At 63.6% G+C, this 15,727-nt stretch carries 10 protein-coding genes, 1 other RNA gene and 1 pseudogene; 7 read left to right on the forward strand and 5 right to left on the reverse strand.

The window, feature by feature from the left end:
* The first annotated feature begins 629 nt into the window (after positions 1-629).
* From murQ to PHE40_RS05035, 3 genes are all read left to right on the forward strand, one after another.
* Positions 630-2,648, forward strand: coding sequence for an N-acetylmuramic acid 6-phosphate etherase (gene murQ / locus PHE40_RS05025; protein ID WP_299958905.1), 2,019 nt, complete (start codon positions 630-632; stop codon positions 2,646-2,648).
* A gap of 21 nt (positions 2,649-2,669) precedes the next feature.
* Positions 2,670-3,188, forward strand: coding sequence for a hypothetical protein (locus PHE40_RS05030; protein ID WP_299958907.1), 519 nt, complete (start codon positions 2,670-2,672; stop codon positions 3,186-3,188).
* 64 nt (positions 3,189-3,252) lie between these two features.
* Complete coding sequence (locus PHE40_RS05035; protein ID WP_299958910.1) at positions 3,253-3,657, forward strand: hypothetical protein; 405 nt, start codon at positions 3,253-3,255, stop codon at positions 3,655-3,657.
* A gap of 113 nt (positions 3,658-3,770) precedes the next feature.
* Here the strand turns inward: PHE40_RS05035 and PHE40_RS11025 are convergent, their stop codons facing one another.
* From PHE40_RS11025 to PHE40_RS05045, 3 genes are all read right to left on the reverse strand, one after another.
* Positions 3,771-3,851 carry a hypothetical protein gene (locus PHE40_RS11025; RefSeq protein ID WP_408838616.1) on the reverse strand — a complete coding sequence of 27 codons (81 nt, stop codon included), beginning with the start codon at positions 3,849-3,851 and terminating at the stop codon, positions 3,771-3,773.
* A gap of 12 nt (positions 3,852-3,863) precedes the next feature.
* Entirely contained in the window at positions 3,864-6,026 is a 2,163-nt protein-coding gene (locus PHE40_RS05040; RefSeq protein ID WP_299958913.1) for a malate synthase G, read from the reverse strand.
* 392 nt (positions 6,027-6,418) lie between these two features.
* Complete coding sequence (locus PHE40_RS05045; RefSeq protein WP_299958916.1) at positions 6,419-8,443, reverse strand: glycosyltransferase; 2,025 nt, start codon at positions 8,441-8,443, stop codon at positions 6,419-6,421.
* A gap of 354 nt (positions 8,444-8,797) precedes the next feature.
* On the opposite strand from PHE40_RS05045, the gene PHE40_RS05050 reads away from it, so the two are divergent.
* Together PHE40_RS05050 and PHE40_RS05055 are read left to right on the forward strand one after the other, a co-directional pair.
* Entirely contained in the window at positions 8,798-11,473 is a 2,676-nt protein-coding gene (locus PHE40_RS05050) for a ribonuclease E/G (RefSeq protein ID WP_299958919.1), read from the forward strand.
* Positions 11,474-11,653: 180 nt separating this feature from the next.
* Positions 11,654-12,436: a Bax inhibitor-1/YccA family protein gene (locus tag PHE40_RS05055; RefSeq protein ID WP_299958922.1), complete on the forward strand. Its 783-nt coding sequence runs from the start codon at positions 11,654-11,656 to the stop codon at positions 12,434-12,436.
* Between the two features lie 61 nt (positions 12,437-12,497).
* On the opposite strand, the gene thyX is transcribed toward PHE40_RS05055, so the two are convergent.
* Complete coding sequence (gene thyX / locus PHE40_RS05060) at positions 12,498-13,400, reverse strand: FAD-dependent thymidylate synthase (RefSeq protein WP_299958925.1); 903 nt, start codon at positions 13,398-13,400, stop codon at positions 12,498-12,500.
* A gap of 7 nt (positions 13,401-13,407) precedes the next feature.
* Between thyX and ssrA the strand changes: the two genes are divergently transcribed.
* Positions 13,408-13,769, forward strand: a transfer-messenger RNA (tmRNA) gene (gene ssrA / locus PHE40_RS05065).
* Positions 13,770-14,061: 292 nt separating this feature from the next.
* Here the strand turns inward: ssrA and ispF are convergent.
* Positions 14,062-14,544, reverse strand: a pseudogene (gene ispF, locus PHE40_RS05070) (2-C-methyl-D-erythritol 2,4-cyclodiphosphate synthase); the annotation flags it as partial.
* Positions 14,545-14,667: 123 nt separating this feature from the next.
* On the opposite strand from ispF, the gene dusB reads away from it, so the two are divergent.
* Positions 14,668-15,723, forward strand: coding sequence for a tRNA dihydrouridine synthase DusB (gene dusB, locus PHE40_RS05075; RefSeq protein WP_299958928.1), 1,056 nt, complete (start codon positions 14,668-14,670; stop codon positions 15,721-15,723).
* Positions 15,724-15,727: the final 4 nt, after the last annotated feature.

Genomic DNA, 15,727 nt, shown 5'->3' on the forward strand with positions numbered 1-15,727 from the left:
GTGTTTGCCGCCTGAACTTGCCCGCCAAAACATCCCGAGAGCGTGATTGATGTAAAGCAATCACGCTCTCGGCTTCATGATTTGCCTGCGGCAGTATGATACGTGGCAAAAATAATTTTTTGGGATTGAGTTGACCGCGATCGTGCGGGTTTTCATGGGGGCGGCTCTTTCGGTGTGGGGATGCTTGGTCACACCGTGATTTTCCGGCGGCTGCTCATTCCGCCAGTGCAAGTCCCCATGCTATCAAGTCCCCGTGCTATAAGGTTCGCATGTCGTCCTCACCGTAACAGGTGGGACTATGGGGGAGCTTGACTGAAGGACAGAGGTTTCTATCACCCTGATGAGGTATGACCCGCACGATGCGCAACTCGACTGTCCCAGCCGGGTCTCCCAGTCGCGATCGCGGTAGCCGTTGCGCTGGTCGCTACGGCAGGCCGATAACCGGCAACCTACACCACCAGCGGGGACACGACCTTCACCGGTCAATGATGCCTCAGTTTTGTATAACCCACCGGCCCGAAAGGCACAGTTTGAAAATCATTAGGCCAGCAGTTGAGTTTTTTTGGGTTTTGTAAACCGAAGGCCGGGGGTTAAAATCCCGCACCCGGCACCAGCTTCTGTGGAAAAATATGATCATCTCCGCGCCTAACCTAGTCTCCGGCGGCGCCTTCACCGGCCCCGGCGCCGTTGAAATCCGCGATGGACGGATCGTAAAAATTTTTTCCGGGAATGTGGAGGCTGATATTTGCCTCACGCATGGCTTTCTCAGCCCGGGGCTTATCGACCTGCACAACAACGGCGCCTTCGGCGTGGATTGCGCAACAGCAACCCCGGCGCAGTGGGACGGCTACATCGCGAAACTGGCGGAATGCGGCGTAACCTCGGTGCTGCCAACCGTGATAACCGCGCCGCTGGAAGTCCTACATGCCGCCGCCGCCAATGTGGCCGGGGCCATGGCGCGGCACGGGGCGATTCTCGGGCTGCATCTGGAGGGGCCGTTTCTGGCGCCCGCGCGGCGCGGGGCGCATCCGGCGCAGCACCTGCGCCTGCCCGATGCGGCGGCGCTGGATGAGCTGCTGGCGATGCCGCCAATGCGCGCGGTGTTGCGCCTGCTCACCCTGGCGCCCGAGCTTCCCGGCGCGCTGGCGGCGATCCAGCGCCTGGCGGCAGCGGGGGTAACGGTCTCGCTGGGGCATACCGATGCCACGGCGTCGCAGATGAGTGCCGGGGTGGATGCGGGCGCGCGCATGGTCACGCATGTGTTCAACGCGCAGCCGCCGCTGCACCACCGCGCCCCTGGCGCGCCGGGGGTGGCGTTGAACGACGCGCGGCTGTCCCCCTGCCTCATCGCCGATGGCGTGCATGTGGACCCGCTGCTGCTGAAATTGGCGTTCGCCGCCTGTCCGCGCGCCATCGCGGTGACCGACTCGATCCTGCTTGCCGGGCTGGAGCCAGGCGCGGTGCGTGAGTTTGGCGGCGCGCCGGCCCGGCTCGGCCCGCAGGGGGTGGGGCTGCGCGCTGATGGCACCATTGCCGGGGCGGGGATCACGCTCGATGAGGGCGTGCGGCGGTTGATCTCTTACGGCGTACCGCCCGAGACCGCGCTGGCCGCCGCCACCTCCCGCCCCGCCGAAGCGCTGGGGCTGGTTGACCGTGGGCGGCTGGCACCCGGCCAGCGGGCGGACATCATCTGGTGGGGCGATGATTTTTCCATACAACGGGTGTGGACCGCTGGGGCCGCCACCCCTGCGCTAACCACGCCGCGCGGCACCGAGGCGGCGCAGGCGGCGCTGGCGGATCTCGACGAACGGCCAACGCTGGAAATCATCCGGGCGTTTCTGGCGCAAGAGGCGGCGGCGCAATCCACGCTGAACGCCGTGGCTCCCGCCCTGGCCGCGCTGGCCGATGCGGTGGCGGCAAGGCTGCGGGCGGGCGGGCGGCTGTTTTATGCCGGGGCTGGCACTTCCGGGCGTCTGGGCCTGCTGGATGCGGTGGAATGCGGCCCAACCTTCGGCCTGCCGCCGGGGATTATCGTGCCGCTACTGGCCGGCGGCACGGCAGCATTCATCCAGGCGGCGGAGGGGGCCGAGGACGACACACAGGCCGGTGCTGCCGCGCTGCGGGCGCATCATTTCACCGCCGCCGATGCGCTGGTCGGCATCGCGGCCTCCGGCGCCACGCCTTTCACCCTGGCCGCGGTGCGTTATGCGCGCGGGCTTGGCGCACTCACCGGGGCGATTGTGAACAACCCCGGCTCTCCCCTGGCCGAATTGGCAGAGATCGCTGTGCAGATTGCCTCCGGCCCGGAGGTGATCGCCGGTTCAACCAGGCTCTCCGCCGGCACCACGCAGAAAATCGCACTCAATACGCTCTCCTCCACGGTGATGCTGCGCCAGGGCAAGGTGTTCGGCCCCTACATGGTGGACATGCGCGCCACCAACGCAAAACTGCGCCGCCGCGCCCTGCGTATGACGATGGACATCACCGGCGCCGATGAAACCGCCGCGCGCATTGCACTGGCGCAGTGTCATGACCATGTGAAGACGGCGGCGCTGATGCTGTTGCGCGGCCTACCGGCGGCGGAGGCTGCTCAAAAACTCAAATCGGCAGAATTTTCTTTACGGCGAGCACTGAACGCGGAAGAATAGGGCAGGAGGGGACGCGCAAAATTGGCCAGCAAACTCATCACCTTCGCCAAGGCGGTTGACGATTTCATTATTGACCGGGCGTTACAGCCGGTGGTCAATCTGGCCGGGCAGTTGTTTGCCATCCCGCTCTATACGGTGGCCAAAGTCTGCACCGTGCTCGGCGCCGGGGTAGGGGTGGTGTGGATTCATCGGTTTGATACGTTTCCCGGCACTGATTTCTACCAGGACGCCTTCAGCCTCGGCATCATGGTCATCGCCACGTTTCTGCAAATACGCGCGCATGAGGCCCGCGAGCCGAAGCATCAGGCATTCATGCCCGCCGCCCGCGTCACCGGCCTGCTGTGGCGCACCCTCTGGCTGCTGGACCTGGCATCCTTTCCCTTCCAGCTCCCGGTTGAAGGGCGTGAGCAACTGGCATTCAACTTTGTCTGGACCTTGTTGGTCGTACTGCCCTACTGGATCATTTGCTGCCGCCGTCCGCCGCCCCCGGTGGAACGCCGCGCGATGGTCTTCGCGCCGGTGTCGATCTCGGTGCGGTAAATTTCCGGCGCGACGAATCGGCTGATTTATGGTTTGTTCCGCGTCATCACAAAAGGATCAACCGTTGAAACCGCCTGAAGTCGTCAAAAAACTGCCGCTGGATAAAATATCCAGGATCAACGATACAATCGCCATCCGCTCGAACCAGATTTTCGCGACCATGGGGTTTTTCTGGTTCTGCCTGGTATTTTCCCTGTTGCCGCTGAAATGGCCGGCCGCAATGCCCTTCGTGCAATACGCCAGCTCCGGCGTCTTGCAGCTTGTGGCCCTGCCATTGCTGGGGGTGGGCACCATCCTGGCCGCGCGCTCCTCGGACAAACTGGCCAAGGAGCAGCACGACGCAGTGATGGAAACCGTGCAGGATATGCAGATTTTAATGGCCGAGCTGCACCAGCTTCACCTGGAGCTCCATGCCAAGGTGGATGAAGCCCTGGCCGGCGGCGAACCCGAAACGGCGCAGCCGGGCTGAACCCCGCCTCAGGCGGTTTGCGGCGCCAGCGAAGCGTGGCTGCGCACATCCAGCCGCACCAGCCTCTGGTTGAGCAGGAACCGGCGCCGCCAAGCGGTACACCAGCCCGGCCATCACGGGGCGTAGAATGTCACCTTTTCCGCCTGCGTCTCCTGGAAGGACACGTTGATGATCGCCCCGGCGTAGTTGCTCACCAGCGGCAGGCTTCACCCCACGGCCTTCGCCTCGCGGCGGCGGCGGGTCAGCACGAACTCGGTATAGCCGTTGGGCTGGTTGCGGCCCTCGAACACCAGCTCGCAGGCGGCGGCGAAGGCCGGGCCATCATAGCCGGGGGCGAGCGGCCTATACGCCGAGTCGCTCGCGTTCTGCTGGTCCACCACCAGCGCCATGCGCTTGAGGGTTTCCATCACCTGTTCCTTGCTCGCGATGCCGTGGTGCAGCCAGTTGGCGATATGCTGCGAGGAGATGCGCAGCGTCGCGCGGTCTTCCATCAGCGCCACATCGTGAATATCCGGCACCTTTGAGCAGCCCACCCCCTGGTCCACCCAGCGCACCACGTAGCCCAGAAGCCCCTGCGCGTTGTTGTCCAGCTCCTGCTGCACTTGCTTAGGGTTCCAGTTCGGCCGGTCCGCCAGCGGGATGGTCAGCAGGTCTTCCAGCCTGGCGGGCGGGCGGGATTTTAGCTCGTCCTGGCGGACGAACACGTCCACCGCATGGTAGTGCAGCGCGTGCAGCGTGGCAGCGGTGGGCGAGGGAACCCAGGCGGTGTTGGCGCCCGCGCGCGGGTGCGCGATCTTCTGTTCCAGCATCGCCGCCATCTGGTCGGGCGCCGCCCACATGCCCTTGCCGATTTGCGCGCGCCCCTGCAATCCGCATTCCAGGCCGAAGTCCACATTGCGGTCCTCGTAGGATTTGATCCACGGCTGGTTTTTGATATCGTCCTTGGGCAAAAATGCCCCGGCCTCGATGGAGGTGTGGATCTCATCGCCCGTGCGGTCGAGGAAGCCGGTGTTGATGAACACCACGCGCGACTTCGCCGCCGCGATGCATGCTTTCAGGTTGGCGCTGGTGCGGCGCTCCTCGTCCATGATGCCCATTTTCAGTGTGTTGGCGGGCAGGCCAAGCAGTTTTTCCACCGCGCCGAACAGTGCCACCGCGTTGGCCACCTCCTCCGGCCCATGCAGCTTGGGCTTCACGATATAAACCGAGCCGGTGCGCGAGTTGCGCCGTGCTTCAAGGTCATGCATCGCGATCAGGGAGGTGATCACCGCATCGATGATGGTCTCGGGAACCTCGTTGCCCTGCGCATCGCGTATCGCATCGGTGAGCATGTGGTGGCCGACATTGCGCACCAGCATCAGCGAGCGGCCATGCAGGGTGAGCGTGCCGCCGTCCGGCGCGGTGTACACGCGGTCCTGGTTCAGCTTGCGCTGGAATGTTTTGCCGTCTTTTTCCACCGGCGCGCTCAGCGTCCCCTGCATCAGCCCGAGCCAGTTGCGGTACACATCCACCTTGTCCTGCGCATCCACTGCGGAAACGCTGTCCTCGCAATCCATGATCGTGCTGATCGCCGATTCCATGATAATGTCGGCCACCCCGGCCGCGTCATCCCGGCCGATGGCGTTCTGCGGGTTGATCACCAGCTCCGCGTGCAGATTATGGTTCTTCAGCAGTACGCCCTTGGGCTGGCCGGGCTCGCCGGTGTAGCCCGCGAACTGCGCGCCGTCCTTCAGGCCAACCTCGCCGCTGGGCAGCACCACGGCCAGGTGCCCGTTATGTACGCGGTAAGCCCGCGCATCGGCATGGCTGCCATCCGCCAGGGGGAAATGCGCGTCGAGAAAGGCGCGTCCGCGTGCCACCACCAGCGCCGCGCGGGCCTTGTTCAGCCCCCCGGCGGATCTGGCGGCGCCTTCGGTTTCGGGAATCGCATCGGTGCCGTACAGCGCATCATACAGGCTGCCCCAGCGCGCATTGGCGGCATTCAGCGCATAGCGGGCGTTGTTCACCGGCACCACCAGCTGCGGCCCGGCGATATGCGCGATCTCATCATCCACCCGGTCCGTATCCACGGTAAAGGGCGCGGGATCGGGCAGCAGATAGCCGATTTCGCGCAAAAACGCCTGATACGCGGCGGCATCATGCGGCTGGCCCTTGTGTGCTAGGTGCCAGGCGTCGATTTGCGCCTGCAGCTTGTCGCGCCTGGCCATCAGCACGGCGTTGGTGGCTGAGAATTCCTTGATGACAGCTGCGAAACCCGCCCAGAAGGCGTCCGGGTCAACCCCTGTACCGGGCAGCGCCTCGTTCACCACGAAATCATACAAAACGCTGGCGGGGCGGATACCGTTGGCCGGGGTGCGGGCGTCGGACATTTTAGCGGACTCCTTAACGGTTGTTTTCCTATGTTTGATGCCGCAAGGAGACGTCTGAAAGCAAGGGGGGACACAAATTTGGCGCATTCGGTGCTGGCCCGGCCCGCCTATATAATACCAGTCAGCCTTAAGGCTGACTGGTATGCGCGCGGGGCTGGTGGGGCGGCCGCGCGCAAAATCAAGAGGTTATACCAGCCCGCCACCAAACCCAGAGAGTCAAGCTCTTGGCGGGCTGGTATAAGAGCCGTCATCAAGGAACACCCGCCGCGTGACTGGTTTGCCCCCGCCAGCGCCCTGCGGGAGATTCCAATCGCCGAATACGCGCCGCTGCTCTGCGAGGCATTTGCCCAGGCGGGCGAGAGCGAGGGGCTGGCGCGCTTCAGGCAAGCCGCTCAGAGCGCGCCGCCCGGATGGGTCATGGCGCCGAACACCTCGAGCTGATCCAGATGCAGGTAGTCGCGCCCCAGCAGGGTGACGCGCACAAACCGCGCCCAGGCCGTGCCAGGGCCAGCCCAGATGAAGGGGGGCGGTGCATTCCGTGCGCATGCGATTTCTACCCATGAATCGCCGTCGATGGAGACGCCGAGGCTGAAGTCTTCACCCGGCGCGGCGTGGATGTGTATTTCCCGGATGGTGGCGAACCCGCCAAGGTCTATTTGCCACCAGGGGGTATCGGCTGGCATGGGGCTTTGCGTGAGCGGCTTGCCATGGCTGATGTTACCGTCATCCGCCGGATGTTCAGGAGAGGCCGGGCTTTGCGCGTGCCGGTAGGCTTCCAGGGAAGCAAAATCATTCTGGCGCAGGATGATGGGCGTAAATGCGCCGGGCGCCGCTTTGGCGATCTCGGTCAAAAACGCGCGCATTTGCCCGTCGTCGCGCCAAGCGTGGCGATAAACCGGCTCGGCGCCCAGTTCCATAAGCAATCTGCCATTGGCTTCCAGCTCCGCCTCGGTTCCGGACGTCACAGAAGGCACTCCCTGCAACCCGCCGCCGATGACATAGAACAGCGCCGTTTGCCCCGTGGCCTCCTGCACGGTAATGCCGCCATGCCCGGTTCGCAGCGCGCGGAACGATAAATCGGAATGCTCATGGCCGTACCGGCCGAAACGCACGTCCATGTAGCCGATGTCCGCCAGGAGAAAACGGCTGAACGCCAATGCCCAGCCCGGAATGGTGGATGCCAGCCCCGGATCGGCGGCCGTGAGCGCACCGGCAACGAGTGAGTTTTTATAGGCCGGATGGGCGTGATTCACATGCCCATACCGCCAGGCTGCCTCGATCCATTCCGCCTCCCAGCCCGGGGTCACGGGCACGATGTCATCGTCAAGCAGAATAATGACATCGCATTGCGCGACATGCAGCAGATAATAAATGCCGCGATTTTTGTTCCAGGCGATACCGCGATTGGTGCCGCTGATAACACGCACGCCCATCGCCCGTAGGGCCTGCGCCGTGCCGTCGGTTGAGCCGTCGTCGCAAACAACCAGCTCATATGGGCCAGCCGTGAGCGCGCGAATTTTCGCGGCGAGATCAACCACCAGCTCGCGCCGGTTGAAGGTGGTGATGGCGATGCCCAGGCGCAAAGCAGAGGGGAGGGGCGGTAATGATGCTTTCATGGGCGGCGCCAGCTCGGCACGCAGAGGCGCGGCATATCGCATGGCGGAGTCGTCGAACACTTCGTTACGGTCAAAATCGGTAAAGTCACTTTCTGCGCGCGTGCGGTCCGGGTAGCCGCGCTCCAGTTTTTCCAGCCAGTGCGCATGGGAGCGGGTGAAATAATGATGGAGCTTGGCGCCTTCATAGGTTGGCGGCGCATGAAGGGTACCGGCGTTCGACCAAGCCAGAAACCGCCCCAGTATGTCTACATAATAGCCCTGTACTTCAAAGGCATGGGGGTTGAGCGGGCCGCTCGTGTGGCCTGGGCGGATGATGGATTTGACCTGCCGGTTGGGCGGAAAATCGGCCGCGGCGCGGTGCAGGAAATTTTCTATGACCAACCCATCGGGCTTGTCTCTGTGCCCCGAGGAGCCAAACAGGGCCCAGGGGATAGCAATGGCCGATTCCGGCCGTGCATTCAGCAGGGTTTTAAGCTCCAGCCCGCTGTCCAGCACCAGGAATTCGTCGGTATCGAAGAAGGCCATCCACTCAAATTCGGCTTTGAGCAGGCTGATGGCATGGTCGTACGCCCTGGTTTGGTAATCAGGTGTACGCATCGGCCAGTCGACAACCCGTATATCCCACCGGGAGGCAAAAGTGCTGGCGAGAGCGGCGGTGTTGTCGGTGGAGCGGTTGTCGAGGAGGAGAACAGTGTCGAACCCAATAAGGAATTGCCATGCGAGCCACTCGGCAATGTGCTTTTCCTCATTGCGGACAAGTGCGACGCAGGCGATTTTACCCACAAATTCTCCTGTTGCCATGCTGTAGAACTATGTTGATGGCAAACGCCTGGCGGAACAACCCCCTTGCGGATGCGCGTTATTTCCGCCATCAACACCTCAGGTGCTCGACTAAGAGCGGGTTTTGGCCTTTTCCGGCCGTTTCCGCCACCCGAACCCTGAGGAATACCCACATGGCCTGGCGCGCAAGCCCCTGCCTACGAGATCAAGGACCGATGACCGCTCTGCCGACCGACTTTAATTTTTTCCGTTCGGATATGGCGTGGCTCCGGTCTGCACCCCTTAACTTACATCAAAATCGCGGCGTCGCGGCATTGAGAGCCATAGCAGGCTCCTGGCTGCCCGCGGATGCCGCGCAGCGGAGCTCCCATTTAAATGACCAAAAAAATGTTAATCGACGCCAGCCACGCGGAAGAGACGCGCGTGGTGGTACTGGACGGCAACCGGCTTGAGGATTTCGACGTCGAGACCGCCAACCGCAAGCAGATAAAAGGCAATATCTACCTCGCCAAGGTTATCCGGGTCGAACCCAGCCTACAAGCGGCCTTCGTGGAATACGGCGGCAACCGCCACGGCTTCCTGGCCTTTGGTGAAATCCATCCGGATTATTACCAGATCCCCGTCGCGGACCGCAAACGTCTGCTCGCCATGCAGGCCGAGGACGAGCGCGAGGAAGCCCGCGCCGCCGAAGCACACGAGGCGCAGAGCGAAGCCCCCGCGCAGGACGGCGCATCCGCCGGGACTGCGGAGGAAGCCTCAGAAGCGCCCGCCGCGCAGGCGCTGAGCGTCACGCCGATTGAAATCATCTCCGCGCCGCCGCCCGAAGAAGCTGGCGAGGCCGTGAGCGCACTGGCGGGTGACCTCGCTGCCGTCGAGGAGGCCGGAGAGGGCGCCGAAAACACCGCCGAGGGCGAAGCCGAACCGGCCAACGGCCATGATGCCGATGAATCCCCCGCCGCCCCGCCCCCGGAAAACCTGGGCGGCGATGGTGACGATGCCGCCGAGGCGCGCGAGCGCCGCCAGCGCCAGCGCTTTTTGCGCAATTACAAAATTCAGGATGTCATCCACCGCCGCCAGATCATGCTGATCCAGGTGGTAAAGGAGGAGCGCGGCAACAAAGGCGCAGCCCTCACCACCTATCTCTCCCTGGCGGGCCGCTTCTCCGTGCTCATGCCCAACTCGCCCTCCGGCGGCGGCGTTTCGCGCAAGATCACCTCGGTGGCTGACCGCCGGCGCCTGAAGGAGGCCATGGCCGAGCTGGACGTGCCCGATGGCATGGGGCTGATCGTGCGCACCGCCGGCGCCAACCGACCCAAGCCCGAGATCAAGCGCGACTGCGAATACCTGCTCCGCCTGTGGGACGACATCCGCGAGCGCACCATGGAATCCGTGGCCCCGGCGCTCATCTACGAGGAAGCCAGCCTGATCAAGCGCACCATCCGCGATGTTTACACGCGCGACGTGGAGGAAGTGCTGGTCGATGGCGAGGAGGGCTTCAAGGCCGCGAGGGACTTCATGCGCATGCTCATGCCCAGCCACGCCAAAAAGGTGCAGCTGTGGACCGAGGGTCAGCCGCTGTTCGCCCGCTACCAGGTGGAAGCCCAGCTCGACGCGATGCTGAACCCGATCGTGCAGCTTCGCTCGGGCGGCTATATCGTCATCAACCAGACCGAGGCGCTGGTCGCCATCGATGTGAACTCCGGGCGCTCCACCCGCGAGCGCAGCATCGAGGACACCGCCCTGCGCACCAACCTGGAAGCCGCCGAGGAAGTGGCCAAGCAGCTGCGCATGCGCGATCTGGCCGGGCTGATTGTCATCGACTTCATCGACATGGAGAGCCGCAAGAACAACACGGCGGTCGAGCGCAAGCTGAAAGACTCGCTCAAGAACGACCGCGCCCGCATCCAGATCGGCTCGATCAGCCATTTCGGCCTGATGGAGATGAGCCGCCAGCGCCTGCGCCCCTCGCTCACCGAGGCGTCCCTCATCACCTGTCCGCATTGCGCGGGCATGGGCTATATCCGCAGCCCCGAGAGTGCGGCGCTGCACATTCTGCGCGCCATCGAGGACGAGGGCGGCAAGTTCCGCGCCGCCGAAATCGCCGTGGTGCTGCCGCCGGAAATCGCCTTCTACCTGTTCAACCACAAGCGCGAGCGGCTTTCCGCCATCGAGGCGCGTTATGCCATGCGCGTGGTCTTCACGCCTGATTCCACGATGACCGGCACCAGCTTCCGCATCGAGAAAATCCGTGCGCAGACAATCACCGCGCCGGTGGTGGCGCCCGCCTCCTACACCGGGCCGATCACCCCGGAGCGCAGTTTGGAGCGTGCCGCCCCCGTGCAGGAGGAGGCTGAAACCGAAGCTGCGGTGGAAGAGGCCGATTCCGACGCGCCGAACGCCAGCGATACGGCCGAGGAAGGCGAGCGCAAGCGCCGCCGCCGCCGCCGCCGCGGCAAGCGCCGTGGCGAGAACGGCGCGGAAGTTCCCGCCGCGGGGACAGAGGGGGAGGCAGAAGGCGAGAGCGCACCCGAGCCCGAAGCCGCTCCAGCCGTGGCGGATGACCAGCCGACCGAGATCGACCTCGTGATGGCCGCCGAGTTGGGTGAACCCGCCGGAGAAACCGAGATGCTGGCCGTTGTCGAGGAACCGGCCCCGCGCCGCCGCCGCACCCGTGGCGGCACCCGCCGCCGCCGCACCGGCGAGGATGAGGCGCCCTCCGCGGACGTTGCCCCGGCTGAGCCTGTGTTTGCCGATGTCGCGGATATTTTCGAGGCCGCCGAGCGCGCCGAGGAACAGCGCCTGCGCCTTCGCGATCTGGCGCAGGTGGTGTCCGAGCCGGCAATTGCCCCGCCGGTCCCCGTTGTGCAACAGCCCGCCTCACAGGAAGCAACCGTGGAAGCAACCGTGGAAGCCGCCCCGGCCGCGCCCGTTCTGGCGCAGACATCTGCAAGCGTCGATGAAACCAGGCGGGAACCCTTGGTCAAGCCGCTTGTCATCAGCGGTGAGGATATGCCGGCCGTGGAGAAAAAACGCGGCTGGTGGCGCCGCTGACGCTTAAATCCTGCCCTTGGCCGGCCCGGTTTGATGCGGGTCAAGGGCAGCAGTGTTTTTCTGGCCTATGTGCGTGGTGTCTTTCTCGCGGGATAACCTCGTTGTCACTTGAAATATAATCAGAAACAACAAATCTGTAGCGCATGGCCGAACGGCTATTTTGAGGAGCGAATAAATTCCATGGCTTATGATCCGAACGCCAATTCCTACCGCACAGCCCAGCCGGGCTATGCCGCCTTTGGCAGCGCCGCGCTGGACGCGGGCCTGCGTGCCTATATGCTGCGCGTTTATAACTGGATGGCCTCCGGCCTGGTGCTCACCGGCCTGGTCGCCTTCGGCATCTCGCACACCAGCCTCATGAACGCCTTCTACCCTCTGGTGCAGACCGCGAGCGGCGCCATGGTGCGCGCCCCATCCGGCTTAGCCTATATCAGCATCTTCGCCCCCCTGGCCTTCGTCATGGTGCTCAGCTTCGGCGTCAACAAGCTCTCCACCACCGCCGCGCAGGCGCTATTCTGGGCCTTTTGCGCCACCATGGGCGCCAGCCTGACCAACATCTTCCTGGTCTATACCCAAACCTCCATCACCGAGGTGTTCTTCGTCACGGCGGGCACCTTCGCCGGTACCAGCCTTTACGGCTACGCCACCAAGCGAGATCTCACCAGCATGGGCAGCTTCCTCATGATGGGCCTCATCGGCATCCTCATCGCCATGGTGGTGAACATCTTCCTGCAGTCACCGGCGGTCGCCTTCGCGGTCAGCATCCTCGGCGTGCTCATCTTCACTGGCCTCACCGCGTATGACACGCAGCGGATCAAAACCAGCTACCTGCAATACGGCTCGTCCTACGGGGTGGAAATGGCCAACAAGCGCAGTGTTTATGATGCGCTAACCCTCTACCTTAACTTCATCAACCTGTTCATGTTCCTGCTGCAACTCTTCGGCCAGCGTAACAGCCGCTAATCCTAATCCTGTCCTTGCTGAAACGGCGCCCCACGGGCGCCGTTTTTGTTCCCGCCCGAGGTTACCGCCCGAGCGCAGCCAGCATCTCGGCCCATTCGCGCTTGGAGAGCCCGGAGCTGGCCTGTTCCACCGGCTCATCGGCCAGCAGCTTCTTCAGCACCGTCATCATTTTCGCCGAAAACGTCACCGCGCCCAGCCGGTAATCGCAGAACGCACCGTAGGAGAGCGGAACCCAGGCCTTCACCGTCTCCATCATCGCCTCGGCATAAACCCTTATCTCGTATTGCGCATGGCTGTCGGCGCGCAGGCGCAGAAAGTGGAAGAGATTGTGCAGATCCGTCTTCCAATACCATTGCGTATAGGTGTTCAGCGTCAGGTTGATGCGTGCCAGCTCGCGCGCCAGGCCGGTCTCCTCGCCCAGCATCTCCTCGTAATGGCCATAGGTCTGTTCCGCGTCCGCGCGCAGCAGGTTGAGCACCCGCTCCGCGGTTGGCTGATCCAGCACCTCGCCACGTCCTTGCCGGTTGTCGGCGGACTGCGCGGCAAGCTGCCCGGGGGCGGGGATGTAGTAATCCTTGTCCAGAATCGAGTAGCGCGCCGAATACTCGTTCACATTCGCCGTGCGATGGCGAATCCACTGCCGTGCCACGAAAATCGGCAGCTTTACATGGAATTTGATCTCGCACATTTCAAACGGCGTGGAGTGGTGGTGGCGCATGAGGTAGCGGATCAGCCCTTCATCCTCCAGCGCCTTGCGTGTGCCCCGCCCGTAGGAGACCCGCGCAGCCTGCACCACGGCGGAATCGTCGCCCATATAGTCCACCACCCGGACAAACCCATGGTCCAGCACCGGAATGGCAGTGAAGAGCATGGCCTCCAGCGCTGGCACGGTGGGGCGCAGCGTCGGCGTGGCACCACTCCGCGCGGTTTTTATCTCGGTTTGCTGTTCCGGCGTGAGGGTCATGAATCTCTCTCTTTCATATCCCTCATAACGCGCCTATATAGGTTCTGCCAGCTTGCTGGCTATGGTGATAAACGGTGCGTGGAATAATCGTTGTGGACCCGGGGGCAGTACCCGGCACCTCCACCAATTCTTCCGGGCGGCCCGATTCAGGCTACGCGCTCGCGCGCTTCGTCATCGGGACGCTTCGGGTTATTTGGGGGTGAAACAGACTCGACACGCGTGGTAAAGACCCACCTTTTGCCCGGCATTGTACCGCCGTTATCGGGCTATAACTTAAATGCGAACGATAACAACGTAGCATTCGCGGTCGCTGCCTAAACAGCAGCTAAGCGCGGTTCGGGGGGCACCGGGCAACAGAAGCCCCTCACTTTCTTCGCGGCTTTCCGGAAGCCAGGCGCCATGCAAGGCCGCCGTGGTTAAAATTTGGGGACAAAACCTGGACAAAAAAAAGGCGGCGCATGCAGCGCCGCCAAGTTTAGGGAGGAAACGTCCAAGAAAGCAGGAGAGCAAGCTCATCCTGCTGAATCTTTTATATGCGGGGAGACGCCTCCGCCGCAACAAACTTTTGCGCAGTGCAGCAATGCGGTTTAGCGCAGGAGAATGCACTGTTTTTCATTGCTTACGCCATTAAAGTTATGATGCTGCATCATCATGCCGCGTTCTATGCTGGCACCAGCACGATCACCGCCGCCTGCGCCGCGATGCCTTCGCCCCGGCCGGTGAATCCCAGCCGCTCGGTGGTCGTCGCCTTCACTGAAATCGCCTCGATCCCCACGCCCAGCAGCTCCGCCAGCCGCGCGCGCATCGCCGGCGCGTGCGGGGTTATTTTCGGCCGCTCGCAGATGATGGTGACATCCGCATTGGCGAGCCTGCCCCCCCGCGCGGCGATCCGCTCCGCCGCATGGCGCAGAAACCGCGCACTGTCGGCGTCTTTCCAGGTGTTCTCGGAGGGGGGAAAATGCCGCCCGATGTCGCCTTCAGCCAGCGCGCCATAAATCGCGTCGCACAGCGCATGGATGCCCACATCGGCATCCGAATGCCCGGCCAATCCCTTCTCGAAGGGTATGTCCACGCCGCAGATGATCATGGGGCGTCCTTCCGCCATGGCGTGAACGTCAAACCCGGTACCGATGCGCGGAATCATGCCAGTCTCTCCCATATAATCCGCCGCAGATGTGAAGCCGCCATGGTCTGCCGTCAACCATGCCATGTATTTGTCCAATAGGTGATTGCGTCCGCCGCGTGCGGCGGGTAGTTTGCCCAAATCATGAGCAATGCTTCTCCTCCTCTGATTAAGCCGATCACCCTGGGGAGCGGGCCGCGTGCGGTCACGCTGGAAACCCCGGTCATCCTGGCGCCGCTTTCCGGCGTCACTGACCTGCCGTTTCGTGCCCTGGCCAAATCGCTCGGCGCTGGTCTGGTGGTCTCCGAGATGATCGCCTCCTGGGCCATGGTGCGCGAGAACCGCAATACCATGCGTATGGCCGAGGTGGTGGCCGGCGGCGGTCCGTCCTCGGTGCAGCTTGCCGGCTGCGAGCCTGATGCCATGGCCGAGGCCGCGCGTATCGCGGTTGCCAACGGCGCGGACCTTATTGACATCAACTTCGGCTGCCCGGTGAAAAAAGTGGCGCTTGGCCAGGCCGCCGGCTCCGCGTTGATGCGCGATGAAGTCATGGCCGGTAAAATCCTTGCCGCCACAGTGCGGGCGGTGGATGTGCCCGTCACCCTCAAAATGCGCATGGGCTGGGACCATAACAGCCTGAACGCGCCCACCCTGGCGCGCATCGCTCAGGATACGGGCATTGCCATGGTCACTGTGCACGGCCGCACCCGCCAGCAGTTCTACGAGGGCGTGGCCGACTGGGATTTCATCGCCCACGTCAAGGCCGCGGTCCAAATCCCCCTCATCGTCAATGGCGACATCACCTCCGGGCCAAAAGCCGCCGAGGCGCTGCGCCGCTCGGGGGCTGACGGCGTGATGATCGGCCGCGGCGCCTACGGGCGCCCGTGGTTCCTCAAGCAGGTGGCGGATTATCTGCGTACCGGCGAACTCCCCGCGCCGCCAACCCTGGCCGGGCAGAAGGAAATCCTCCTGCGCCACTACGCCGCCATCCGCGCGCATTTCGGTGAAAAGGGCGGCGTGCGCCTCGCGCGCAAACATGTCTCCTGGTACAGCCACGGGCTGCGCGGCTCGGCCGCCTTCCGCGCGCAGATGAACCGGCTGGACAGCGGCGCCGCGGTGGAAGCGCTGATCGACTCCTTCTACGACCCGCTGATCGAATCCGGCTTCATCCGTCAGGACGAAATGGCCCTGGCGGCGTGACTGT

Origin of the sequence: Acidocella sp. (assembly GCF_028687955.1) — a bacterium.
In the GTDB taxonomy this organism is placed as follows: Bacteria; Pseudomonadota; Alphaproteobacteria; order Acetobacterales; family Acetobacteraceae; genus Acidocella.